At 69.3% G+C, this 23,227-nt stretch carries 26 protein-coding genes; 11 read left to right on the top strand and 15 right to left on the bottom strand.

Translation table 11 applies throughout. The features are described 5' to 3' along the window. Window positions 1-25: 25 nt before the first annotated feature. The 7 genes from rimP to CKCBHOJB_RS06890 form a co-directional block, all read right to left on the bottom strand. On the bottom strand, window positions 26-460 hold the full coding sequence (gene rimP, locus CKCBHOJB_RS06920) for a ribosome maturation factor RimP (protein WP_281051644.1): 435 nt from the start codon (window positions 458-460) through the stop codon (window positions 26-28). Window positions 461-724: 264 nt separating this feature from the next. Then, window positions 725-1,882, bottom strand: a complete 1,158-nt coding sequence (gene rluB, locus CKCBHOJB_RS06915; protein ID WP_281051247.1) for a 23S rRNA pseudouridine(2605) synthase RluB — start codon at window positions 1,880-1,882, stop codon at window positions 725-727. Further along, entirely contained in the window at window positions 1,830-2,432 is a 603-nt protein-coding gene (gene scpB / locus CKCBHOJB_RS06910; protein WP_281051246.1) for an SMC-Scp complex subunit ScpB, read from the bottom strand. The genes rluB and scpB overlap by 53 nt, the downstream gene beginning before the upstream one ends. After that, window positions 2,410-3,240 carry a ScpA family protein gene (locus CKCBHOJB_RS06905; RefSeq protein WP_281051245.1) on the bottom strand — a complete coding sequence of 277 codons (831 nt, stop codon included), beginning with the start codon at window positions 3,238-3,240 and terminating at the stop codon, window positions 2,410-2,412. Before CKCBHOJB_RS06905 ends, scpB begins: the two co-directional genes overlap by 23 nt. Before the next feature lie 102 nt (window positions 3,241-3,342). Beyond that, window positions 3,343-4,002, bottom strand: coding sequence for a site-2 protease family protein (locus CKCBHOJB_RS06900; RefSeq protein ID WP_281051244.1), 660 nt, complete (start codon window positions 4,000-4,002; stop codon window positions 3,343-3,345). Between the two features lie 15 nt (window positions 4,003-4,017). After that, on the bottom strand, window positions 4,018-4,641 hold the full coding sequence (locus tag CKCBHOJB_RS06895) for an L-threonylcarbamoyladenylate synthase (protein ID WP_281051243.1): 624 nt from the start codon (window positions 4,639-4,641) through the stop codon (window positions 4,018-4,020). A gap of 39 nt (window positions 4,642-4,680) precedes the next feature. After that, entirely contained in the window at window positions 4,681-5,565 is an 885-nt protein-coding gene (locus CKCBHOJB_RS06890) for a 3',5'-nucleoside bisphosphate phosphatase (protein WP_281051242.1), read from the bottom strand. A gap of 125 nt (window positions 5,566-5,690) precedes the next feature. Here CKCBHOJB_RS06890 and CKCBHOJB_RS06885 point away from each other — a divergent pair, with 125 nt between their 5' ends. After that, window positions 5,691-6,335, top strand: coding sequence for a YitT family protein (locus CKCBHOJB_RS06885; RefSeq protein WP_281051241.1), 645 nt, complete (start codon window positions 5,691-5,693; stop codon window positions 6,333-6,335). A 3-nt stretch (window positions 6,336-6,338) separates the two neighbouring features. Beyond that, on the top strand, window positions 6,339-6,626 hold the full coding sequence (locus CKCBHOJB_RS06880) for a hypothetical protein (protein ID WP_281051240.1): 288 nt from the start codon (window positions 6,339-6,341) through the stop codon (window positions 6,624-6,626). A gap of 3 nt (window positions 6,627-6,629) precedes the next feature. On the opposite strand, the gene ylqF is transcribed toward CKCBHOJB_RS06880, so the two are convergent. Continuing rightward, window positions 6,630-7,568 (bottom strand): ribosome biogenesis GTPase YlqF, encoded by a 939-nt coding sequence (gene ylqF / locus CKCBHOJB_RS06875; protein ID WP_281051239.1) that lies wholly within the window; start codon window positions 7,566-7,568, stop codon window positions 6,630-6,632. Between the two features lie 254 nt (window positions 7,569-7,822). On the opposite strand from ylqF, the gene CKCBHOJB_RS06870 reads away from it, so the two are divergent. From CKCBHOJB_RS06870 to CKCBHOJB_RS06860, 3 genes are all read left to right on the top strand, one after another. Then, the gene (locus CKCBHOJB_RS06870; protein ID WP_002926583.1) at window positions 7,823-8,032 is read left to right on the top strand and encodes a cold-shock protein; all 210 of its coding nucleotides are present in this window, start codon (window positions 7,823-7,825) and stop codon (window positions 8,030-8,032) included. A gap of 89 nt (window positions 8,033-8,121) precedes the next feature. Beyond that, entirely contained in the window at window positions 8,122-10,131 is a 2,010-nt protein-coding gene (locus CKCBHOJB_RS06865; RefSeq protein WP_281051238.1) for a DEAD/DEAH box helicase, read from the top strand. A 219-nt stretch (window positions 10,132-10,350) separates the two neighbouring features. Further along, a complete protein-coding gene (locus CKCBHOJB_RS06860) occupies window positions 10,351-13,497 on the top strand; it encodes an EAL domain-containing protein (RefSeq protein ID WP_281051643.1) in 3,147 nt (1,048 codons plus the stop codon). 58 nt (window positions 13,498-13,555) lie between these two features. Here CKCBHOJB_RS06860 and CKCBHOJB_RS06855 read toward each other — a convergent pair whose 3' ends face one another. Genes CKCBHOJB_RS06855 through CKCBHOJB_RS06845 form a run of 3 tightly spaced genes read right to left on the bottom strand, consistent with a single transcriptional unit; the run spans window position 13,556 to window position 15,394 of the window. Then, window positions 13,556-14,104 (bottom strand): YaeQ family protein, encoded by a 549-nt coding sequence (locus CKCBHOJB_RS06855; RefSeq protein WP_281051237.1) that lies wholly within the window; start codon window positions 14,102-14,104, stop codon window positions 13,556-13,558. Continuing rightward, window positions 14,104-14,874, bottom strand: a complete 771-nt coding sequence (locus CKCBHOJB_RS06850) for a hypothetical protein (protein WP_281051236.1) — start codon at window positions 14,872-14,874, stop codon at window positions 14,104-14,106. Before CKCBHOJB_RS06850 ends, CKCBHOJB_RS06855 begins: the two co-directional genes overlap by 1 nt. A gap of 10 nt (window positions 14,875-14,884) precedes the next feature. Continuing rightward, window positions 14,885-15,394 (bottom strand): HAD domain-containing protein, encoded by a 510-nt coding sequence (locus tag CKCBHOJB_RS06845; protein WP_281051235.1) that lies wholly within the window; start codon window positions 15,392-15,394, stop codon window positions 14,885-14,887. A gap of 191 nt (window positions 15,395-15,585) precedes the next feature. Between CKCBHOJB_RS06845 and fabI the strand changes: the two genes are divergently transcribed. From fabI to folE, 3 genes are all read left to right on the top strand, one after another. Then, on the top strand, window positions 15,586-16,365 hold the full coding sequence (gene fabI / locus CKCBHOJB_RS06840) for an enoyl-ACP reductase FabI (RefSeq protein WP_281051234.1): 780 nt from the start codon (window positions 15,586-15,588) through the stop codon (window positions 16,363-16,365). A 14-nt stretch (window positions 16,366-16,379) separates the two neighbouring features. After that, on the top strand, window positions 16,380-16,976 hold the full coding sequence (locus CKCBHOJB_RS06835) for a hypothetical protein (RefSeq protein ID WP_281051233.1): 597 nt from the start codon (window positions 16,380-16,382) through the stop codon (window positions 16,974-16,976). A 95-nt stretch (window positions 16,977-17,071) separates the two neighbouring features. After that, entirely contained in the window at window positions 17,072-17,725 is a 654-nt protein-coding gene (gene folE / locus CKCBHOJB_RS06830) for a GTP cyclohydrolase I FolE (protein WP_281051232.1), read from the top strand. A gap of 25 nt (window positions 17,726-17,750) precedes the next feature. On the opposite strand, the gene CKCBHOJB_RS06825 is transcribed toward folE, so the two are convergent. The 4 genes from CKCBHOJB_RS06825 to rlmJ form a co-directional block, all read right to left on the bottom strand. Beyond that, entirely contained in the window at window positions 17,751-18,092 is a 342-nt protein-coding gene (locus CKCBHOJB_RS06825; RefSeq protein ID WP_281051231.1) for a DUF3301 domain-containing protein, read from the bottom strand. A 48-nt stretch (window positions 18,093-18,140) separates the two neighbouring features. Then, on the bottom strand, window positions 18,141-19,721 hold the full coding sequence (locus CKCBHOJB_RS06820) for an inorganic phosphate transporter (protein ID WP_281051230.1): 1,581 nt from the start codon (window positions 19,719-19,721) through the stop codon (window positions 18,141-18,143). Window positions 19,722-19,819: 98 nt separating this feature from the next. Further along, complete coding sequence (locus tag CKCBHOJB_RS06815; protein WP_281051229.1) at window positions 19,820-20,188, bottom strand: nucleotide pyrophosphohydrolase; 369 nt, start codon at window positions 20,186-20,188, stop codon at window positions 19,820-19,822. Next, on the bottom strand, window positions 20,185-21,030 hold the full coding sequence (gene rlmJ / locus CKCBHOJB_RS06810; protein WP_281051228.1) for a 23S rRNA (adenine(2030)-N(6))-methyltransferase RlmJ: 846 nt from the start codon (window positions 21,028-21,030) through the stop codon (window positions 20,185-20,187). The genes CKCBHOJB_RS06815 and rlmJ overlap by 4 nt, the downstream gene beginning before the upstream one ends. Before the next feature lie 176 nt (window positions 21,031-21,206). On the opposite strand from rlmJ, the gene CKCBHOJB_RS06805 reads away from it, so the two are divergent. From CKCBHOJB_RS06805 to CKCBHOJB_RS06795, 3 genes are all read left to right on the top strand, one after another. Next, window positions 21,207-21,761: a gamma carbonic anhydrase family protein gene (locus CKCBHOJB_RS06805; RefSeq protein WP_281051227.1), complete on the top strand. Its 555-nt coding sequence runs from the start codon at window positions 21,207-21,209 to the stop codon at window positions 21,759-21,761. Next, complete coding sequence (locus CKCBHOJB_RS06800; protein ID WP_281051226.1) at window positions 21,761-22,459, top strand: SIMPL domain-containing protein; 699 nt, start codon at window positions 21,761-21,763, stop codon at window positions 22,457-22,459. Before CKCBHOJB_RS06805 ends, CKCBHOJB_RS06800 begins: the two co-directional genes overlap by 1 nt. A gap of 99 nt (window positions 22,460-22,558) precedes the next feature. Further along, on the top strand, window positions 22,559-23,155 hold the full coding sequence (locus tag CKCBHOJB_RS06795) for a C40 family peptidase (RefSeq protein WP_281051225.1): 597 nt from the start codon (window positions 22,559-22,561) through the stop codon (window positions 23,153-23,155). Window positions 23,156-23,227: the final 72 nt, after the last annotated feature.

Here is a 23,227-nt window from a genome sequence, read left to right as displayed (position 1 = left end):
CAGTAAAACCTCCACATCCACAGTCTCAAAATTGGGGTACCAGGCGTGCCTTCTCGATGTCCTCGAAGGGCAGCAGCACCTCGCCCTTCTCGGTGCGCAGCGCCACCGCGCCCTCGCGCACCCCCTCGATCACGCCCACGAAATTGCGTTGGTTGCCGATCGGCAGCGACAGGCGCACCTGGGCCTGCTCGCCGGCGAAGCGCTCGAAGTCGGTCAGCTTCTTCAGCGGACGATCGAGGCCGGGCGAGGACACCTCGAGCCGGTCGTAATCGATGTTCTCGACCTCGAACACCCGCTGGAGCTGGTTGCTGACGGTGGCGCAGTCGTCGACCGTGATGCCGCGCTCGATGTCGAGGAACACGCGCAGCAAACGTCCCTTGGGCGAGAACTCGACATCCACGAGTTCGTACCCCAGTCCGGTCACCACCTGTTCGATCAGTTGCTCGACATCCGCTCGCATCTCGCCGCCCCACCACTCGCCGGCGCCCTTGTTCGGCGCCACAAATAAAAAATGGGCGAAACGCCCATCAAACAATTGTTCCTGCAGGAAACCCGCCGCTGGCCACAACCGCACGACAGACAGTTGATCGGCGCCGAACGCGGTCGACGCGGAAATCCATCCATCAAAGCCCGCCGAGTATACAGCCAAACCGTGTGGACGAGCAAATCCGCACGCGAGGATCGCGCGATCCCCGCGGTGCATCCGGGCGCGGGCGCCGCGCGCTCAGCGCGGCTGGGTGCGATGCAGCTTGACCGGGCGCTTGGCGCGCTCGTCCTGCTGCCGGCTCGGCTGCGGCGGCGGCAGGCCGGCGAGCGCGCAGGCCTCGGGCTCCGGCATCTCCATCCACATGCCGCGCTTGAGGCGCGCAGGCAGCTCGACGCTGCCGTAGCGCACCCGCATCAGCCGGCTGACGGTCAGGCCGACGGCCTCGAACATGCGCCGCACCTCGCGGTTGCGGCCTTCGGAGATGGTCACGCGGTACCAGTGGTTGGCACCCTCGCCGCCCTCGTCGCGCAGCAGGTTGAACTTCGCCGGCCCGTCCTCGAGCTGGATGCCCTCGGTCAGCGACTTCGCCTGCTCCTCGGCCAGCTCGCCGAGGATGCGCACCGCGTACTCGCGCTCGAGTTCGTAGCGCGGGTGCATCAGCTTGTTGGCGAGGTCGCCGTCGTTGGTGAACAGCAGCAGGCCGGAGGTGTTGAAGTCAAGGCGACCGACCGCCAGCCAGCGCCCCTTGCGCAGCATCGGCAGGCGCTCGAACACGGTGGGCCTGCCCTCCGGGTCGTCGCGCGAGACGATCTCGCCCTCGGGCTTGTGGTAGATCAGCACCCGCGGCGAGCGCTGGGTGAAGCGCAGCGGGATCAGCTTGCCATTGACCTTGACGCGGTCTCCCGGGCCGATCTTCTGTCCGAGCGAGGCCGGCAGGCCGTTGACCGAGATGCGCCCGGCGACCACCCACTCCTCGATCTCGCGCCGCGAGGCGACGCCGGCCTGGGCGAGCACCTTCTGCAGGCGTTCGGGCTCGGTCAGCGTGGTCGGCGCATTGCGCCCGCCCTGGCCGCGTCCGCGGGCGGGACGCTCGCCGCGCTCGGGCTGGCCGAGCGCGGACTTGTGCGCCTCGGGATGGCGCGCCGGGTCGCCCTCGATGCGCGGCCGGCGCGGCGCCGGGGCGGCACCTCCGGCACGCTGCGGCCGTGGCGTACGCGGGCCGCGCGGATCGGCGCTGAGATGGGCATCCTTGCGGCTGGGCTGGGCGTCCTCGTCACGAGGAGCCCCTTCGCCACGACGGCTGCGCGACTCGCGCGGGTCGCGATCGAGGATCTCGATCGCGTCAGACTTCTTCTTCAGGGGCGGGCGCAGCGGCCGGTTCGGTTTGTGAGGCATCGATGAGGTCCATGATCTTTTCGATTTCGGTGAGTGCCGGCAGCTCGGTCAGGCTGCGCAGCCCCATGTCATCGAGGAAGCGCCGGGTGGTGGCGAACAATGCCGGCCGCCCTGGCGTGTCGCGGTGGCCGACGACGTCGACCCAGCCGCGCGACTCGAGTGTCTTCAATACGTTGGGCGAGACCGCCACGCCGCGGATGTCCTCGATGTCGCCGCGAGTGACGGGCTGGCGGTAGGCGATGATCGCCAGTGTTTCCATGACCGCACGCGAGTAGCGCGGCGGCCGTTCCTCCTTCAGGCGGTCGAGGTAGACCTGATACTCGGCGCGGGTCTGGAAACGCCAGCCGCTCGCCAGCTGCACCAGTTCCACGCCGCGGCCGGCGGCGGACCAGTCCGCGCGCAGCTCGTCGAGGAGGCGGCGCACCAGGTCCGGTCCGGGGTCTTCGTCGAACAGCTTGCGCAGCTCGGACACCGGCAGCGGCGCCGGTGCGGCGAGCAGCGCGGCCTCGACGATGCGCAGCCAGGCCTCAGGCGTCGTCGCGGTTTCCATCTGCCAGTTTCACGTAGATCGGCGCAAAGGCCTCGTTCTGGGTCACTTCGACCAGTTTTTCCTTGACCAGCTCCAGCACGGCCAGAAAGCTCACCACCAGCCCCGATGCACCGAGCCGGACGTCGAACAGGGTGTCGAACACCACGAAGCTGCCGTCGCCCAGCTTGCGCAGGATCGCCGTCATGTGCTCGCGCACCGAGAGCTGCTCGCGCCCGACGCGGTGATGCTGGTTGAGCCGCGCCTTCTTCATGATGCGCAGCCAGGCCAGCTGCAGGTCGTGCAAACTGACTTCGGGCTGGCGCTCGATCACCTTCTCGGCGACGAACACGCCCACCCACTCGAAGTCGCGCTCCACCCGCGGCAGGCCGTCGAGGCGCAGCGCGGCGAGCTTCATCTGTTCGTACTCGAGCAGCCGGCGCACAAGCTCGGCGCGCGGATCCTCTTCTGCCGCGTTCTCGCGCGGCGGCCGCGGCAGCAGCATGCGCGACTTGATCTCGAGCAGCATCGCCGCCATCAGCAGGTACTCGGCCGCGAGCTCGAGGTTGGTCGCACGCATCGCCTCGACGTATTCGAGATACTGCGTGGTCAGCGGGGCCATCGGGACGTCGAGCACGTCCAGATTGGCCTTGCGGATCAGATACAGCAGCAGGTCGAGCGGCCCCTCGAAGGCGTCGAGGAAGACCTGCAGCGCATCGGGCGGAATATACAGGTCTTTCGGCAGTTCGAGCAGGGGCTCGCCATAGATGCGCGCGAACACATCTGCCGGTTCCACGGTGTCGACCGGCGCCAGCTCCAGCGTCATGTCCATGATGATCCCTGTTCCATCGTTTCGCGTGCGTGGCGATCAGCGGCGATCGAGTGCGATCGCGTCACGCACGGCGGAAAGGAGGCGTTGTGCGCACATGGGGACTCAGAAGCCGAAAACGGTGGAGAGCAGGAAGCGGAAGCCGGCGATCAGCGGCCACAGGATCTCGCCGAGGATGCCGGTGAACAGCAGCACGAGCAGGATCGGGAAGCCGTAGGGTTCGAGGCGGGCGTACTGCCAGGCGAGCCGGTCGGGGAGCAGGCTGACCGCGATGCGCCCGCCGTCCAGCGGCGGGATCGGCAGCAGGTTGAGCGCCATCAGCACGGCATTGATCTGGATGCCGGCGTCGGCCATCTTGAGCATCGGCAGCGTGTAGGCCCCGGTCTCGCCGCGGGCCGCGAACGCGAACAGGATCGCCCAGCCCACCGCCATGACCAGATTGACGAAGGGCCCCGCGGCCGCCACCCACAGCATGTCCGCCTTGGGGTTGCGCAGGCGGCCGAAATTGACCGGCACCGGCTTGGCCCAGCCGAACAGGATGCCGCCCCCACCCATCAGCGAGCTGAGCGCGAGGATGCCCGCCGGCACCAGGATGGTCCCCACCGGATCGATGTGGCGCAGCGGATTGAGCGTGATGCGGCCGGCGCGATCGGCGGTCGGGTCGCCGAAATGGCGTGCGACGTAGCCATGGGCCGCCTCGTGCAGCGTGATCGCCAGCAGCACCGGCAAGGCCCAGATGGCCAGCGTCGGAATCAGGGAATCCATACGGGCTCGCGGCGCCTACAGTCCGAAGGGCTCGAGCGAACCACGCCCGGCGCGGACCAGTTCCGGCGAGCCCGAGGTGAGATCGATCACCGTGGTCGCCTCCGGCCCGCAATAGCCGGCCTCGATGACCAGGTCCACCTGCTTGCCGAGACGGTCACGGATCTCGTCCGCGTCGGTCAGCGGCAGATCCTCGCCGGGCAGGATCAGGGTCGAACTGAGCATCGGCCCGTCGAGTTCGGCGAGCAGCGCCGACACCACCGCATGCTCGGGCACGCGCAGGCCGATGGTCTTGCGCTTGGGGTGCAGCACCCGCCGCGGCAACTCCTTGGTGCCCTCGAGGATGAAGGTGTAGGGCCCCGGCGTGGTCGCCTTGAGCAGGCGGTACTGACTGTTGTCCACACGGGCGTAGGTCGCGATCTCGGACAGGTCGCGACACAGCAGCGTGAAGTGATGACGATCGTCGACACCGCGGATGCGGCGCACGCGCTCGAGCAGCGCGGCGTCGCCGACCTGGCAGGCGAGCGCGTAGGCGGAATCGGTGGGCAGCGCGACCACGCCACCGGCGCGGATGATCTCGGCGGCCTGGCGGACGAGCCGCGGCTGCGGTTGCTCGGGATGAAGCGAGAAGAATTGAGCCATTAGAGTCAGCTTGTGATGACGGTTCGTGCGTGCAGCGGCCTAGCCGCGCACCATGGTGGGCGGCAGCAGCCGCATCCACACCGGCTCGAGATCGGGCGGCAGCGGATTGCAGCGACCGAGGTCGACCGGGCTTTCCTGCTCGCCATGGAAGTCCGACGCGCGCGAGGCGAGCAGGCCGCGCTGGCGCGCCACGGTGGCGAAGCGGCGCATCTCGTCCTCGCTGTGCGCGCCCGAGACCACCTCGACCGCCTCCCCGCCGGCGGCGACGAAGCGGTCGAACAGGGCGCCCATGTCGGCGGACGAAAGCCGGTAGCGCGCCGGATGCGCGACCACGGCGATGCCGCCCGCGGCGCGGATCCAGCCCACCGCATCCTCCAGGACCGCCCATTCGTGCTCGACGAAGCCGGGCTTGCCGCGCACCAGGTAGTGGTCGAACACCGTCCTGACGTCGGGCATCACCCCGCTCGCCACCAGATGGCGCGCAAAATGGGCGCGACTGACGAGTGCCGGATTGCGCGCGAAGCGCCGCGCACCGGCGAGCGCGTCGCGGATGCCGACCTTCTCCAGGGCATCGCTCATCTGCCGGGCACGGGCATCGCGACCACCACGCACCTGCGCCAGCCCCTGGAGCAGCACCGGATGGCGGTGATCGATGCCGAGGCCGACGATGTGGATCGTCTCGCCGGCGAAGGACACCGAGATCTCCACCCCGGCCACGAAGCCCAGCCCGTGCGCCTGCGCCACCCGTGCCGCGTCATCGATGCCGCCGACCTCGTCGTGGTCGGTCAGCGCCAGCAGCTCGACGCCGTTCGCCAGCGCGCGCAGGACCACCGCTTCGGGGTCGAGCCAGCCATCGGAGACGGTCGAGTGGCAATGCAGATCGGCATTGAGGACGCGCAGCCAGTCGGCTGACGGAACGCTCATGGATTTCCTGTAGGGGGATGTCGGCATCAATGATAACAAACGTGCCGCCGCTTCGCCGTCCGCTCTCCGGCGCCCGGGAGCCCGTATCATTGCGCCTCCCGACTACCGTATCGCGCAGCACCTCAATGTCCGCATCGCAAGCCAACACCGAGCCCGCCCGCCCGCTGCTGCCCCAGGCCCGGCCGCACACGCCCTTCGAGGACGTCCAGGGCGTGCTCACCGGCTGCCTGTTCGTGGCGCTGGCGCTGGTCATGTTCCGTGAGAGCACGCTGCTCACCGGCGGCACCACCGGCCTCGCCTTCCTGATCCACTACCTCGGCGGCTGGCCGCTGGGGGCGATCCTGTTCCTGCTCAACCTGCCCTTCTACGTGTTCGGGCTGCGCGTGCTGGGGCGGGCATTCACGATCAAGACCTTCTGCGCGGTGGCGGTGCTTGCGATGCAGACCGAACTCCTGCCCGCCCTGGTCAGCTTCGACCTGCTCGACCCGGTGTTTGCCGCGGTGATGGCCGGGCTGCTCGCCGGCACCGGCATCCTGATCCTGATCCGCCACGGCGCCAGCCTCGGCGGCGTGACCATCCTCGCGCTCTACCTGCAGAAGCGCCGCGGCTGGCGCGCGGGCTGGGTGCAGATGGCGATCGACTGCGCGATCCTGTCGTTGGGCTTCTTCGTGCTGTCGGCCGACAAGGTCGCGCTCTCCGTGCTGGGCGCGGCCGCCCTGAACTTCGTGATCGCGGTCAATCACCGGCCGGATCGCTACTTCGGCATCTGAACCATGGACACTGCGACCGCCCCCGCGCCGCATTCGCCAGGTTCACCCGCCACCGCGGCGCACGCGCGCGGCCCGGTCGCCGAGCTGCGGCGCTGCCCCACCTGCAATCGCTGGGGCGGCAAACGCGAGGTCGGCGAGGACGGCTCGACCGTGCATCTGCATCCGGTCGAGCAGCGCGGCGCGTGCAACGAAGGGCCGTGGCACGGCTCGCTGCGTGGTCCGCGCAACGCCTGCGGGCAGTGGCTGCGCTGGTTCGCGATCGCGGCCGAGCGCGACACGAGCCGCGCCTGACGCTCAGTCGCCGTCGCCGGCCGCCTCGTCCGCAGCGTCGGCGGGCTCGTCCGCCGCCTGCGCCGCCGCAGCGTGCGCGGCCGCGATCATCTGCGCCCGCGTCTCCGGCGTTTCCAGGCTGATGCGGCCGAGCGCGCCGTCGCGATAGTCCTGCAGCAGGATCTGCGCCGCCTTCTCGAGGTCGAGCCCGCCGCCCTTGACCAGGCAGCCGCGCCGGCGGCCCACCGCCTCGACCAGCGCCGGACCGTCCAGCGCCGCCACCAGCGCCGCATCCAGCCGATAGCGTGCGGCGAGCTGCGCCGGATAGCGCGCGATCAGGATCTCGCCGAGGAAGGCGGCCACCTCCTCGTCGATCACCGCGTTGCGGCCGATCGCATGGCTGGCGGCGAGCATGTAGCCATCGGCGTCGTAGTCGATCTTCGGCCACATCATGCCCGGGGTGTCGGTCAGCGTCATGCCGGGCCCCAGGTCGATGGTCTGCTGGTGCTTGGTCACCGCCGGCTCGTCACCGACCTTGGCCACCTTGCGCTTGAGGAGCGCATTCATCAGCGTTGATTTGCCGACGTTGGGGATGCCCATGATCATCATCCGCAGCGGCTTGACGCCGTCGTCCCGGTGCGGCGCGAGCTGGCTGCACAGCGCGGGGATGCGCGCCACCTCGGCCGCGCTCTTGGCCGAGATCGCCACCGCCTTGACGCCGGGCTGGCGGTTGTAGAAATCCATCCACAGGCGCGTGGCCGCCGGATCGGCCAGGTCCGACTTGTTCAGCAGCTTAAGGCACGGCCGGTTACGGAAGCGGCGCAGCTCGGCGATCATCGGATTGCTGCTGGCCTCGGGGAGGCGGGCGTCGGTGACCTCGATGACGACGTCGATGGATGCCATCGCCTCGGCCGCCTTCTTGCGCGCCGAGGCCATGTGTCCGGGAAACCACTGGATGGGCATGGGGATTCGCCTTGATTCGAGAGCTGCGGATTATCCCATCCGAGGTTTTTTTGTGCGAACCCCGAAATAAATCGCGCACACGGCAAAAAACCGTGTATCGTGCCGCTCGCAGTCGATTCAAGCAGTGGTTGTTCTGGTGGTTGCCCTGCGTGTTCCAAGAGAACGCGTGTCGGTTTGATGCCCCCTGATTACGTTTCTTGATCGTTCCTGCATCTCCAGGGCGCAAGCCCGCAATTCTTCATATGGAACGCAAAATGAGCACTCAAACCGGTACCGTGAAATGGTTCAACGACGCCAAGGGCTTCGGCTTCATCACTCCTGAAGGCGGCGGCGACGACCTGTTCGCCCACTTCTCGGAAATCCAGAGCAAGGGTTTCAAGAGCCTGGCCGAAAACCAGCGCGTGGAATTCGAAGTCAAGACCGGCCCGAAGGGCCTGCAGGCGGCCAACATCCGCCCGCTGTAATCGACGCGACGTCACCGACGTCCCTCGATTGATCCGAAACGCGGCCTTGCGCCGCGTTTTTGCTTTTGTAGCGCCCGGCCCGGAACATCATGACCGACTCTGCCCGCCCCGAATCCATCGACGCCGAAGCCACCCTGCGCTTCGCCGATCTCCAGCTGCCCGCTCCCCTCCTTTCCGCGCTCGCCGAAGTCGGCTACGAGACGCCTTCGCCGATCCAGGCCGCCTGCATCCCGCAGCTGCTCGCCGGCCGCGACATCCTCGGCGAGGCGCAGACCGGCACCGGCAAGACCGCCGCGTTCGCGCTGCCGATGCTCGCCCGCATCGACCTCGCCGACACCCGACCGCAGGTGCTGGTGCTGACCCCGACGCGCGAACTCGCGATCCAGGTCGCCGAGGCCTTCGCCAAGTACGCCCACCACCTGAAGAATTTCCACGTGCTGCCGATCTACGGCGGCCAGAGCATGGTGGTGCAGTTGCGCCAGCTGTCGCGCGGCGCGCAGGTCATCGTCGGCACGCCGGGCCGGGTCATGGACCATCTCGAGCGCGAGAGCCTCAAGCTCGACGCGCTCAAGGCCATCGTCCTCGACGAGGCCGACGAGATGCTGCGCATGGGCTTCATCGACGACGTCGAGTGGATCCTCGAGCACACCCCGGAAGACCGCCAGACCGCGCTGTTCTCGGCCACGATGCCGAACGTGATCCGCGACGTCGCCCGCCGCCACCTGCGCGAACCCGAAGAGATCAAGATCCGCGCCGCGACCGCCACCGTGGCCAAGATCAGCCAGCGCTACTGGCTGGTGCGCGGCGTGGACAAGCTCGACGCGCTGACCCGCATCCTCGACGCCGAGGAAAGCTTCGACGCCGCGCTCGTCTTCGTGCGCACCAAGCTCGCCACCGACGAACTCGCCGACAAGCTCGCTGCCCGCGGCTACGCCGCCGCCGCGCTCAACGGCGACATGACCCAGGGCATGCGCGAGCGCGTGATCGAGCAGCTCAAGGGCGGCGCCCTCGACATCGTCATCGCCACCGACGTCGCCGCGCGCGGCATCGACGTGCCGCGCGTGTCGCACGTCATCAACTACGACATCCCCTACGACACCGAAGCCTACGTGCACCGCATCGGCCGCACCGGCCGCGCCGGCCGCGAGGGGGTGGCGATCCTCTTCGTCGCGCCGCGCGAGACGCGCATGCTGAAGATGATCGAGCGCGCCACCCGCCAGCCGATCACGCCGATCGCGCTGCCGAGCAGCGAGGAAGTCACAAACCTGCGCGTGGCGCAGTTCAAGCGCCAGGTGGTGGACGCGATCGGCGGCGAGGACCTCGGCTTCTTCATGGGCATCGTCAACGACCTCGTCGAAGAGAACGAACTCGAGATCCACGAGGTCGCCGCCGCGCTGACCCTGCTCGCCCAGCGCGAGCGCCCGCTGCAGATCGAACAGTCCGGCCGCGGCTGGGACATCGCCACCGCCGCCCCGGGCGAGGGCCGCGCCCCGCGCGCCGAGCACTTCACCACCGGCGCGCCGCGCGAACGCACGCCGCGCCCCAACCGCGACGAGATCCTCGCCCGCCGCCGCGCCTTCAGCGACGGCGCCCTGGTCCGCTACCGCATCGAGGTCGGCCGCGCCCACGGCGCCAGCCCGAAGGAGATCGTCGGCGCGATCGCCAACGAGGGCGGCATCGAGGGCAAGTTCATCGGCCAGATCCACCTCTTCGACGATTTCTCCACGGTGGAGCTGCCGTCCAACCTGCCCGAGGACCTGCTCGCCGTCCTCAAGCGCACGCGCGTGCGCCAGATGCCGCTCAACATCCGTGCGCTGAGCGCGGCCGAAGCGGCGGCGACGCCGGAACGCCGCCGCCCGCCGCGCGACGAGGGCTGGCGTGCGCCGGCCGGCGACGAGCGTCCGCGCAAGCCCTTCGATGCCGAGCGCAGGCCCCGTCCGGAAGGCGGCTACGCCGGCAAGGGACGCCCGCAGGACCGTGACGAGCGCCCCGCGCGCGCCCCTGCCCCGCACGGCAAGGACGCGCCGCGCAAATCCTTCGACAAGGCTCCCCGCCCGTACGACGCCAAGCACAAGCCCTTCAAGCGTCGCGACAGCTGATCGAGCTGTGCGCGCGGCGTGATCTTGTCCGCAGACGCCGCGCGCCGGGGAGCCTAGAATGTGCGCCCTTCGAACGTGCGCCCTTCCGATCCGCTCCCCTGCGATGCACCAAGCTCCGTCCCTGCCCGCCATCGCGCCCACTCCCTCGGGCAGCGCGCGCCCGTGCACGGGCTGCCCGGGCGCGACAGCAGTTCGCCCGCCGGAGGCGGGCCGCTCTTGATGCGCCTCGTCCGGGTCCTGCTGGCCGTCCTCGGCCTGATCGGCAGCCTGCCCGGCCATGCCGGACAGGCGCTCACACTCGGCGTGTTCGCGGTCAGGCCGGCGCCACTGGTCGAGGCGATGTGGCAGCCCTTCGCGGATTACCTCGGCGCCGGCCTCGGCCAGGAAGTCCGCCTGCGCGTGCTCGACGCCGGCGGGATGGCGGATGCGATCGCCCGCCACGAGCTCGACCTGATCCTCACCAATCCGACCCACCTGATCGAACTGCGCGCCTCGAGTCCGCTCTCGGGCGCGATCGCGACCCGACTCGAGCTCACGACCGGGCACGCGGTGAGCGAGTTCGGCGGCGTCATCCTGGTCCGCCGTGACACGCCGCGGCTGCGCACGATCGCCGATCTGCGCGGCAGGCGCGTCGCCACCACGCACGCCAACTTCCTCGGCACCTTCCCCGCCCAGGCGCTGGAGCTCAAGCGCGCCGGCCTCGAGCCGTCCGCACTGCAACTGGTCCGGACCGGCCAGGACCAGGACAGCGTCGTCGCTGCACTTCTCGACGGCAGGGCGGATGCGGCCTTCGTGCGGACCGGCCTGCTCGAGCAACTGGCCGGCGAGGGCCGCGACCTGTCGATGCTGAGGGTCCTCAATCCGCTCACGGACCCGCCCTATCCCCACCAGCGCTCCACCCGCCTGTACCCCGAATGGCCGCTCGTCGCCCTCGCCCACACCGACGAGCGCACCGTGCGCAGGGTCGCGGCGCTGGTGCTGGCGCTGCCGGAAGACCATCCGGCCGCCCGCGCAGCCCACATCGCCGGCTTCACCATTCCCGCCGATTACTCCGTGGTCGAGGCGCTGATGCGCGAGCTCAAGCTGGCGCCCTTCGACCGCAGCACGGTGGTGAGCTGGCGCGACGTGTGGACGCAGTACCAGCACTGGATCGTCGCGCTCGCACTCGCGGCCTGCGCCATCGTGCTGCTGCTCGTACGCCTGGCGCAGCGCAATCTGCAGCTCGCGCGTGCGAGCGCCGTCGAGCGCCGACTGGCCGAGCAGGTCGACCTCGAGCGCCAGCACCTGCGCACGATCGTCGAGGCGGCACAGGCCGGCAGCTGGGAATGGAACGTGGTCAGCGGCGAATGGGACGCCGACGCGCGCTGGGCGTCGATGCTCGGCTACGCGAACATGAGCGAGCTCGCGCCCGGCCGCGAGCGCTCGGCCTGGCGTGCGCTGGTGCACCCCGAGGACCTGCAGGCGGCGGAGTCGGCGCTGGCGCGCCTGCTCGACGGGTCGTCGCCCGTCTACGCCCACGACCTGCGCCTGCGCCACCGCGACGGCCACTGGATCTGGATGCACGACCGCGCGATCGTCGCCCGCCGGGCCGCCGACGGCAGCACGCTGCTGCTCAAGGGCGCGCAGATCGACATCAGCCGCCACAAGTCCGCCGAGGAAAAGCTCTGCCTCGCAGCGAGCGTGTTCTCCTCCAGCTACGAGGCGATCATCATCACCGATGCCGACAACCGCATCGTCGACGTCAACCCCGCCTTCACCCGCATCACCGGTTACAGCCGCGACGAGAGCATCGGACGCGACCCGAGCCTGCTCAACTCCGGCCGCCAGAGCAAGGCCTTCTACCGCGCGATGTGGGACACGCTGGAGAAGCACGACTACTGGCAGGGCGAACTGTGGAACCGGCGCAAGGACGGCAGCGAGTTCGCCGAGGTGCTGTCGATCAGCCGCGTGCGCGACCAGGCGGGCCGGCTGCTGCACCATGTGGCCACCTTCTCGGACATCAGCCGCCTCAAGCGCCAGGAGGAAGAGCTCAACCGCATCGCCTATTTCGATCCGCTCACCGGCGCCCCCAACCGCCGCCTGCTCGACGACCGCCTGCGCCAGGCAATCGCCCATGCGAACCGCACCGGCAAGCCGCTCGCGGTGTGCGTGATCGACCTCGACGGCTTCAAGCCGATCAATGACCGCCACGGGCACAAGGCCGGCGACGACCTGCTGATCGGCATCGTCGACCGCCTCAACGCGATCCTGCGCGCAAGCGATACCGTCGCCCGCCTCGGCGGCGACGAATTCGTGCTGCTGCTGGAGGATGCCGAGGGCGACGCGGTGCTCGAGCGCTTGCTCGAGGCGATCCGCCAGCCGCTGCTGATCGGCAGCGAGCTCGTCGGCGTGTCGGCCAGCATCGGCGTGACCCGCTTCCCGGAGGACAACGCCGACCCCGAGACCCTGCTCCGCCACGCCGACCAGGCGATGTACCGCGCCAAGCAGCGCGGTCGCAACTGCATCCAGTTCTTCGACACCAGCGTGGAGGAGGAGCAGCGCCAGCGCAAGCTGCGCCTGGCCCGGCTCGAGGAGGCACTGCGCAAGCGCGAGTTCGTGCTCCACTTCCAGCCGCAGGTGAACATGAAGACCGGCGCCGTGACCGGCATGGAGGCCCTGATCCGCTGGCAGCATCCCGAACAGGGCCTGTTGCCGCCGAACAGCTTCCTCGCCGACATCGCCGGCACGGAGCTCGAGACCGCGCTCGACCAGTGGGTCATCGACGCCGCGCTCGAGCAGCTGCTCGAATTGCGCGCTCAGGGCGCGGACATCGGCGTCAGCGTCAACATCGGCGCGCGCCTGCTGCTGATGCCCGGCTTCGTCTCCGGCATCCGCAGCGCCCTCGCGCGCCATCCCGGCATCCCGCCCGAAAAGCTCGAGCTGGAGATCCTGGAGTCCTCCGCCCTGGACGACATCGTGCTCGCCACCGAGGTGCTGCACGCCTGCCGCCGGCTCGGCGTCCGCGTCGCGCTCGACGACTTCGGCACCGGCTACGCCTCGCTGCGCCACTACCGGCAGCTGCCGGTCGACAGGCTGAAGATCGACCGCGGTTTCGTGCTCGACATGCTTAAGGACAAGGAAGCGCGCGCGATCGTGGGCGCGGTCGTGCAGCTGGCGCGCACCTTCGAGCGCGAGGTCATCGCCGAGGGCGTCGAGACCCCCGCTCATGCCGCCGCGCTGATCGAACTCGGCTGCGAGCTCGGCCAGGGTTTCGGCATCGCCCGGCCGATGCCGGGCGCGCACATTCCGGCCTGGCTGTCATGGCAGTCGACACCTGCAGAGGGGCGCGCAATACAACACGACGAGACGCCCGCGCCCGCAGTCTGAGGCGCGATCTGCGGTGCAGCGTGTGCGCCCGGCCGTCAGCCCAGAAGCGGATGCGGACTCAGGGCCAGTCGGGGCCGAAGATCCGCTTCGGCTCCAGCGCCACGCTGTCGCGGCCGTTGCCGACCCACACGTGGCCGTCCTGGATCGTGAACTGCAGTCGCATCGTGCGCTCGGCCAGGCGGGCGAGCTCCGCGCTCGCCTCGCGCCCGAGCTCGAACACGCGCAGGTTGCCGTGGCGCTCGAGCTTGCCGCGCACGCCGTTCCACCACACCTCGAGCGCGCGCCCGTAGGCGAGCACCACGACCTCGCCGGCACGGCCGCAGGCCTTGCGGATCCACTTGTCGTCGGGCTGGCCGACGTCGATCCAGCGCTCGATCGCGCCGGTCAGGTCCTTCTGCCACAGGTCCGGCTCGTCATCCACACACAGGCCCTTGCCGAAGGCGAGCGCCGGATCGGCGAACAGCGAGAAGGCCAGCAGGCGCACCATCATGCGCTCGTCGGTCTCCGACGGATGGCGGGCCAGGGTGAGGCTGTAATCCGCATAGTGGTGCCGATCCATGTCTGCGACCTGGATCTCGGCCTTGAAGATGGTGGCCTTGAGCGCCATCAGTGGACCTGCGTCGGGCCGCGGCTGGCCTGCTGCCACGCGATCACCGCGCGCGCCGCATGGGCCATGACCAGGTCGCGCTGCTCCGCCGGCAGCTCGCGCGCGAGCGCGCCGAACAGCGCCTGGGTCGCCTCCTGGCCCACACCTTCGGCGGCGAGTCCGTCCGCCAGGCAGCGGATCTGGATGAAGGCCAGCGCATCGGCCACCAGGCGCCAGCCGGCGACCGGCATCGCGCGCGTCAGCGCCAGCAGCTGGCTGCCCAGATGGCCGGCCAGGCGCAGCGCCTCGTCACGGCTCTCGGTGGCGATCGACGAATGCCACAGCGCGAGATGCAGGCCGCGGCGCAGCTCGACCTTGAAGTCGATCGCGTTCTCCTCGGTGGCGCCGACATCCTCGAAGTGACGCAGGAAGCGCGCCTCCTGGCTTGCGTCGAGACCGGTGCGCAGCGCGCCGACGAGCTCGCTCAGGCCGGGGATGGCCACCAGTCCGAAGGCCTGGCTCCACGCCATGCCCCACTGGTCCATGCCGGTCAGCAGCAGCGCCAGGCGCAGCGCACGGGCCTCGCCGTCGGCAGCGGATGCGGTCCACTGCGAAAGCTCGGAACGCAGCTCCTCGACGCCCTTGTGGCGGACGCTCTCGGTTTCGGCCACGCTGAGGCGGAACACGCGGGCGAAGGCTTCCTGTGCCAGGCGGGCGGCCTGGCGCTGGGTTTCGGGATCGACCAGCGATGCCAGCCGGTCGGGCGGCAGGACGGATTCGGATGCGGTCATCGGGAAAGACTCAGGCGATGTTGCGCGCCCACAGCGAGTTCACCACCGGCCCGGGTGGCTTCGCCATCCCCGCACGGAAGCCCAGCAGCATGCGCCGCAAGGCGTTGGCGTCCTCGGCGGTGAAGCCGCGCTTGAAGTCGGTGAGGATCAGTCGCGAGCGCGACAGCCAGTTGCCCGGCGCATCGTCGATCGCGCACCAGGCGGCGTCGGCCGGGTCGCTCTCGTGCTGAGCCAGCCACAGCATCGCCTCGCGCTCGCGCAGGCCGTGCAGCTCGGAACCGGTCTTGGGCAGCATGTGCGGCGTCGCGCCGGCGATCTGCGGGCGCACATCCTCGGCGAAGCGTGCGACCAGCTTCTGCATCGAGAACAGCATGCGCCAGTCGGAGGCGATCACGATCCGCGCTTCCGGAAACTCCCGCACCACCGCCTCGATGTGCGGCAGACAGCGGAAATCCTCGACCTCGCCCCAGGGATGGGTGACGCCGTCGAAGTCCATGAAGATGTATGCGGTACGTGTCATATGCCACTCGGCGGCGGACGAAAATCCGCTGCGGTTTTCCAAAGATGCTGCAATGCGCAATATACTCGAAAGCGAGGTCCTCCGCCGCCTGGCGGATTTCACGCCCCCGCTGATTCGTGTAATCCGGGCGGCGTTCAATACCGATCTGTTGCAATGCAGCAACAAACTTCCGCTTCCACAAGGAAACCAGCATGAGCCCCATCGTCAACCTCGAAGGCAAGGTCGGTCTGATCACCGGCATCGCGAACGAGAAGTCCATCTCCACCGGCGTCGCCGAGGCCTGCGCCCAGGCCGGCGCCAAGCTCGTCATCACCTACCAGAACGAGAAGACCCGCGCCTTCATCGAACCTGTGATCCACCGTCTCGGCGTCGAGGACGTGTTCCTGCTCGACGTCACCCGTCCCGAGACCATGGACGCCGTCTTTGCCGAGATCGAAGCCCGTCACGGCAAGCTCGACTTCGCCATCCACAGCATGGCCTTCGCCAAGCGCGACGACCTCCACGGCCGCGTGGTGGATACCTCCGCCGACGGCTTCGCGCTGGCGATGGACGTGTCGACCCACTCCTTCGTGCGCCTGGCGAAGAAGGCCGAACCGCTGCTGGAGAAGGCCGGCGGCGGCGCGCTGGTGACCATGACCTACCTCGGCTCGGAGAAGGTCATCCCCCACTACGGCGTGATGGGCCTGTGCAAGGCCGCGCTCGAAGCCGCGACCCGCTACCTGGCGGCCGAGCTCGGCGCCAAGGGCATCCGCGTGAACGCGGTCTCGCCCGGCCCGCTGATGACGCGCGCCGCCTCCGGCATCGCCGGCTTCGACGGCCTGATGGCCGCCGCGGTCGAGCGCTCGCCGATGCACGCGCTGGTCACCCCCGAGGACATCGGCGCGCTGACCGCCTTCCTGGTCTCCGATGCCGGCCGTCTGGTCACCGGCGGGGTGCATTTCGTCGACGCCGGCTATAACATCATGGCGTAAGCGACGGAGGCGTCATGTTCGATCTGGCGGCGGCACGTGAGGCAATCGGGCGACAGGCCATCCTGCTGCCCGATCCGGTGCCGCCCCACCCGCTGCTCGACGGCAAGCGGGAGATCGGCCGTGGCGAGTACTCCATCGTGATCGACAAGGGCGACGGCGAGCGGGTGTACAAGATCGTCAGCTCGCCCGCCGACTACTTCCTCTACACCGCCGACGACCGGCCGCGCGGCGAGCACTTCCCGCACATCCATGCCGACCATGGCGTGATCGGGCGCGCCGCCTCGGGCTATCCGCTGCACCTGATCGAGATGGAGCGGCTCTATCCGCTGGCCGAGAACTCCGCGGCGGCGGAGCTCGCCAAGCGCCTGATCGAGTTCTACTGGTCGGCCTGCCAGCAGTGGAGCCGGCTGGGCGCCGACATGGGGCGGATCGCGCTCTATCACATGACGGTCCAGCCGCTGGCGATCAACGAGAGCCTGCAGCAGGCCCTGAAGGCGCTGTCCGACTTCGTCGAGGAATACCAGGTGCTGCCCGACATCCTCAACGCCAACAACCTGATGATGCGCAAGGACGGCACCCTGGTGTTCTCCGATCCGGTGTTCATCGCCTGATCGTCGTCCCGGTGCGCGCCAGCGGCGCACGGCCTACGGGCGCGGCAGTCGGTGAGTGCGCGTATCATCGGGACGTCTTCGCATCGAGCACCGCCATGAGCACGCCCCGCCACGACCATCCCGGCCACGACCACCCGCCCCAGCCCCATCCGGCCACGGTGGGCATCCCGCGCAGCGGCGATTTCGACCCCGTGGCCTTCGAGCGTGCGGTCGGCGACCTGCTGCGCGCCTGCGGCATCGCGCCGGACAACGCCCACACCGGCCGCACCGCGCAGCGGGTGCGCGAGCTGTGGCAGCGCCGGCTGCTCGGCGGCTACGAGCTCGACCCCGCGGACGTGCTCGGCGAGGGCTTCGAGGACCCACGGCGCGACATGGTCGTGGTGCGCGGCATCGCGGTGCACGGCGTGTGTCCGCACCACCTCGTCCCCTTCCGCGGCGTCGCCCACGTCGCCTACCTGCCGGGCGGAAGGCTGCACGGTTTCGGCCGCATCGCCCGCCTGGTCGACGCGATCGGCCACCGCTTCACCTACCAGGAGTGGATGACGCGCGACATCGCCGATGCGCTGATGGTGCACGGCAAGGCCGCGGGCGCGGCCTGCATCATCGAGGCGGAACAGCTCTGCCTGCTGCTGGGCGAGGACAGACGCGGTGACGAGCGCGTGGTGACGCAGGCCTTCGCCGGCACCTTCGAGCACTCGGAGCAGGCGCGCAACGAGTTCCTGCGCGCGATCGAGGGCCGGCGGGGCTGAGCGCGGCGCGCACGCCACCCGGACTTCAGTGCAGGTCGATGACCACCGCGCGCCGGGCCAGGCGGTGCGCGCTCACATCCACCAGCACCACCTCCCGCCCTTCCAGCACCACGGAGCCGGTGTGGCGGTCGTCCCCGCTCACCGAGTACTCGAACTCGAACGCGCGTCGTAGCACGACGTGTCCGCGCTCGTCGCGCGCCAGCCGCAGGCCATGGCCGACCACGGTCTCGTCGAGGAACTGCACCGCCTCGCGCAGGCAGGCTCGCCGCGCCGCATCGATGCCGGCCTCGCGCGCCTTGAGGCTGTCGAACCAGAACCAGACCAGCCCGCCCAGGAGCAGCACGGCTGCCAGCTCGGCAAGCGTCATGCCCGGCCCGCCGGCAGGAGAATCGGCACGTCCATCGGGGTCCCGGAATCAGGGCAGCATCATGCCGCGGATGGTGAAATACAGGATCGCCGCCATCAGCGCCGAGGCCGGCACGGTGATGACCCAGGCCGCGGCGATGCGCATCAGCTGCGAGCGCTTGACCAGTTCCCGGCGATAGACCTTCTTCAGGTCCTTGCGCTCGCCCTTGGAGAAATGCGCGGGGTCCTCGGCCTTCTTCGAGCGCTCCTTGAGGTCGCCGAGCATGCGGCCCTTCTCCTCGAGCGAGGCCTTGTCGAAGCGCTGGATGAAGGCCTCGATGGCGGCGAGGTCGCCCTCGGGGTGATGGGCCTTGATCTCGGCGAGCATGCGGTCGTAGTTGCTCTTCAGGTACTCGCGCAGGAAGCCGACGCCGAACACGCCGCCGACGGCGATGTGGGTGGAACTGACCGGCAATCCGAACTGGCTGGCGACGATCACCGTGATCGTGGCGGCCATCGCGATGCAGTAGGCGCGCATCTGATCGAGCTCGGTGATCTCCGAACCGACGGTGCGGATCACCTTGGGACCGAACAGCGCCAGACCGAGCGAGATGCCGATGGCGCCCACCATCATGACCCAGGTCGGGATCTGGGCGTCCTTGTGCATCGCACCGCCCGAACTGACCACATCCACGATCGCCGCCAGCGGCCCCACCGCGTTGGCCACATCGTTCGAGCCGTGGGCGAAACTGAGCAGCGCGGCGGCGAAGATCAGCGGCACGGTGAACAGCTTGTTCACGCTCTGCTTGGTGTTGGCGACGATGCTGGCATTGCCGCTGAGGACCTTGCGCACCACGACGAACACGGCAAGACCGACCACCAGCCCGTAGAGCGTCGCCGCACCGAAGCCGACCTTCCACACCTTGTTCAGACCCTTGAGGATCAGGTAGGTGGCGAAGGTCCACGCCATCAGGCCCACCAGCAAGGGCACCATCCGGCGCGCAGCCGCGGCCATGTCGACCTGGTAGGTGATGCTGCGCTTGACCAGGTACAGGAAGCCCGCCGCGAAGATGCCACCGAGGAGGGGCGAGATGACCCAGCTCGCCACGATGTTGCCCATGGTGCCCCAATCGACGATGTTCGGTCCGGCTGCGGCCATGCCGGCACCCAGCACCGCGCCGACGATCGAGTGCGTGGTCGACACCGGGGCCCCGACCGCGGTGGCGAGGTTGAGCCACAGCGCGCCGGCGAGCAGTGCGGCCAGCATGATCCACACGAAGGTGTCGGAGTCCGTGATCAGATCGGGATCGATGATGCCGCTGCGGATGGTGCCGACCACCTCGCCGCCGGCGATCAGGGCACCCGCAGCCTCGAAGATGGCTGCGATGACCAGTGCGCCGACGAGCGTGAGTGCCTTCGAACCGACCGCGGGGCCGACGTTGTTGGCAACGTCGTTGGCGCCGATGTTCATCGCCATGTAACCGCCGACCATGGCCGCCATGACCAGGGTCATGCTGCCTTCGCCGGTGCCGTTGAGCGCCGCGTAGAACATCACGCCGACGATGAAGATCACGCCCATGCCGAGGCGGAAGACTTCGCCCCGGCCGCTGTGCGCCGCGCGCTCGATATCGCTGATGTGCTGCAGGTCCACGATGGGGATCCGATGAATACGAAAGCCGATATTGTTTCAGAAAAATTGCACCGACCCAATGCGCGCGTGCGCCCGGGGCACAAATTCCCGCACCGGCGTCACAGCCGGTCGTACTTGTCGGCCCGTCCGCGCGCCAGTTCGACCGGGTACCGGCGCGCATTGATGGCCATCTTGCGCCGCGCCGCGTCGGCGAGGTCGATCCCGAGCACGTCGGCCATGCGCACGAGGTAGAGCAGGACGTCGGCCATTTCCAGCGCGACGGCTTCGCGCTCCGGCGCCGGGAGCGATGCCGACTGCTCTGCGCTCAGCCACTGGAAATGCTCGATCAGCTCGCCGGCCTCGCCGGAAAGCGCCATCGCCAGGTTCTTGGGCGTGTGGAAACGCTCCCATTCGCGCTCGGCGGCGAAACGGCGAAGCTCGTCACGCAATTCGCTGAGAGCATCGGGCGGGAGTTCGGCGGCACTCATGCGATGCGGTGCTCCAGGTCGAAACCCGCACCCTCGTCCACCGCGAGACGTTCGGCGAGCCAGGGCAGCGCCGCCTCCAGCCGTTGCGGCAGCACCCAGGGCGGGTTGATCACGTACAGGCCGCTGCCGAACATGCCGAAGCCGTCGCGCGGCGGCTTGCGCACCGCCAGCCGGACGTCGAGCCAGCTCTCGGCGCCGAGTTCGGCCAGACGCTCGGGCAGCGACCGCGCCTCCGCACGGGCGAGCATCGGGTACCACACAACGAAGGTCCCGGTGGGAAAGCGGCGCAACGCGTCGCGCACGGTGTCGACGACGCGCCGGTAGTCCTCCTTGAGCTCGTAGGGCGGATCGATCAGCACCACCGCCCGGCGCGAGGGCGGCGGCAGCAGCGACTTGAGGGCGCCGAAGCCGTCCGCGCGGCGCACCTGCACGCGCTCCTGCTCGCTGGCGAAGGTGCGCTGCAGGGACTCGAAGTCGGCCGGATGCAGCTCGAACAGGCGCAGCCGGTCCTGCGCCCGTGCGCGCGTCATCGCCAGCGCCGGAGAGCCCGGATAGAACAGCAGCCGTCCGTGCGGATTGAACTGGGCGACCGCGTCGACATAGCCCGCGACCGCCGGCGGCAGGTCCTCGCGCCCCCACAGCCGGCCAACGCCATCGGCCGCCTCGGCGGTCTTGTCGGCCTGCTCGCTGTCGAGCGCATAGCAGCCGCCGCCGGCGTGGGTGTCGACGTAGTACCAGGGCTTGTCCTTGCGGTTGTAGTAATCGAGCAGCTCGAGCAGCACGAGGTGCTTGAGGACGTCGGCGTGGTTGCCGGCATGGAAGGCGTGGCGGTAGCTGAGCATGTGGGTTTCCGGTTGGCGGGCGGCATCCTAGCACCCCCTGCCGCGGCGCAAAACCCTTGGCGGATCAGCCACATTGGGCCACGCACCGGTGTTTCCATGCTGCACCGCAGTTGCTATGATGCGCGCCCCGACTGCCGCGAGCATCCGGCGAGAGACATCCAATAGCGAGAACAAGCATGAGCATCTATGCCCTTGGCGACCGTCGGCCGAGCTTCGGCGAAGGCAGCTGGATCGCGCACAACGCGACGATCGTCGGATCGGTGACCGCCGGGCGCAACGTCAGCGTCTGGTACAACGTGGTGATGCGCGGCGACAACGACCCGATCACCATCGGCGACGACACCAACATCCAGGACGGCTCGGTACTGCACAACGACGACGGCGTGCCGCTGGTGATCGGCAAGGGCGTCACCGTCGGCCACATGGCGATGCTGCACGGGTGCACGATCGGCGACGGCAGCCTGATCGGCATCAACGCCGTGATCCTGAACAAGGCGGTGATCGGCAAGGAATGCATCATCGGCGCCAATGCGCTGATTCCGGAAGGCAAGGTGATCCCCGACCGCTCGCTGGTCGTGGGCTCGCCCGGTCGCGTCATCCGCACGCTGAGCGACGACGAGCTCGAGCATCTCAAGTGGAACGCGCAGCACTACATCGACAACGCCCGGCAGTACGGGCAGAGCCTGTGCGCGCTCGAGCCCTCCAGCGTGATCGGCAGGTCGGAGGCGTGATGCGCCACCGCCTAGCCGCGCTGTCCGCGGCGGCCGTGCTCGCCGCCACCCCGGTGCGCGCGGCCGAGCCCGTCGCCGCCGCGCAGGCGACCACGATCGAACTGTCTGCCGAGGCGAGCCGGGCTGCGGCCAACGACCTCGCCACTGCGGTGCTGTTCGCCGAGCGCAACGGCCCCAACCCGGCCGCGGTGGCGCGCGAGGTCAATCGCGACATCGCCGCCGCGCTCGACATCGCCCGCACGCGCGCCGACATCAAGGTGCGGTCGGGCAACACCTCGACCTGGCCGGTCCATGCCCCGGACGGCAAGGGCCGCATCGAAGCCTGGCGCATGCGCTCGGAGATCCGCCTCGAAAGCCCGAACCTCGCCGCCATGTCGGAGCTCATCGGCGAGCTCCAGTCCAGCCTCGCCCTCGCCCACATCTCGATGCAACCGGCGCCGGAAACCCGGCGCAAGGTCGTGGACGAGGCCACGGTCGACGCGCTGCGCGCCTTCGAACAGCGTGCGGCGCTGATCGCAGGCGCGCTCGGCAGGAAGCACCGGATCGCCCACCTGGCGGTCGGCGACAGCGGTTTCCAGCCGCCGATGCCACGCATGCGCGCCGCGGCGATGGTCGCGGAAGCGGCCGCCGCGCCGCTAGAAGGCGGCGAGAGCCAGGTCTCGGTGCAGGTCAGCGGCCGCATCGAACTGATCGACTGAGTGACCGACACCCGGCACGCAGCCGCGGGCAGCATGGCCGCGCGGCTGCCGCAGGGTGGACCGCAGCCCTGCTGCTGGCTTATCTTTGCGGCCATGAAGATGACGCGCCGATTCGGGCGGGAACGCCGCTCCGCCGAAACCGCCCCCGTCCACCACACTGCGGAGCACCTCCCTGCGCACCGTGGCGCGCTCGCCGGCGCAGCCCTCGTGGTGGCGCTGCTCGCGGGCTGCAGTTCGACGCCGGTTGTCGCCCCACAGACCACCGCCCGCAGCGCCCCGGCTGCGGAGCGCTACATCACGCTCGACGACGAAGCCCAGACCCAGGAGATGGTGCTGTTCGCGCTCGGCCTGCTCGACACCGGCTACCGCTTCGGCGGTCGCAATCCGGAAGCCGGGCTGGACTGCAGCGGCATGGTGGCCTACATCGTCGAGAACATCAGCGCCCGCCGCCTGCCGCACAACGCCGCGCAGATCGCCGACCGCACCCGACCGATCGACGTGGACGAACTGCAACCGGGCGACCTGGTGTTCTTCAACACCATGAAACGCCGGCACTCCCACATGGGCATCTACATCGGCGACGGTCGTTTCGTGCACGCCCCGTCCAGTCGCGGGCGGGTGCGGGTGGAGCGCCTGGACAATCGCTACTTCGCCCAGCGCATCGACGGCGCGCGCACGCTGCTGGCACGCAACTGAGCTCCCCTGCGGGCCGCGCCGGGGACGAGAAAAAGCCGCTCGTCCCGACCGGGAAGAACGGCTCTTCAGTCG

The sequence above is a fragment of the Thauera sp. GDN1 genome, assembly GCF_029223545.1.
GTDB lineage: Bacteria > Pseudomonadota > Gammaproteobacteria > Burkholderiales > Rhodocyclaceae > Thauera.
This window is presented reverse-complemented; position numbering and strand designations above follow the sequence as displayed.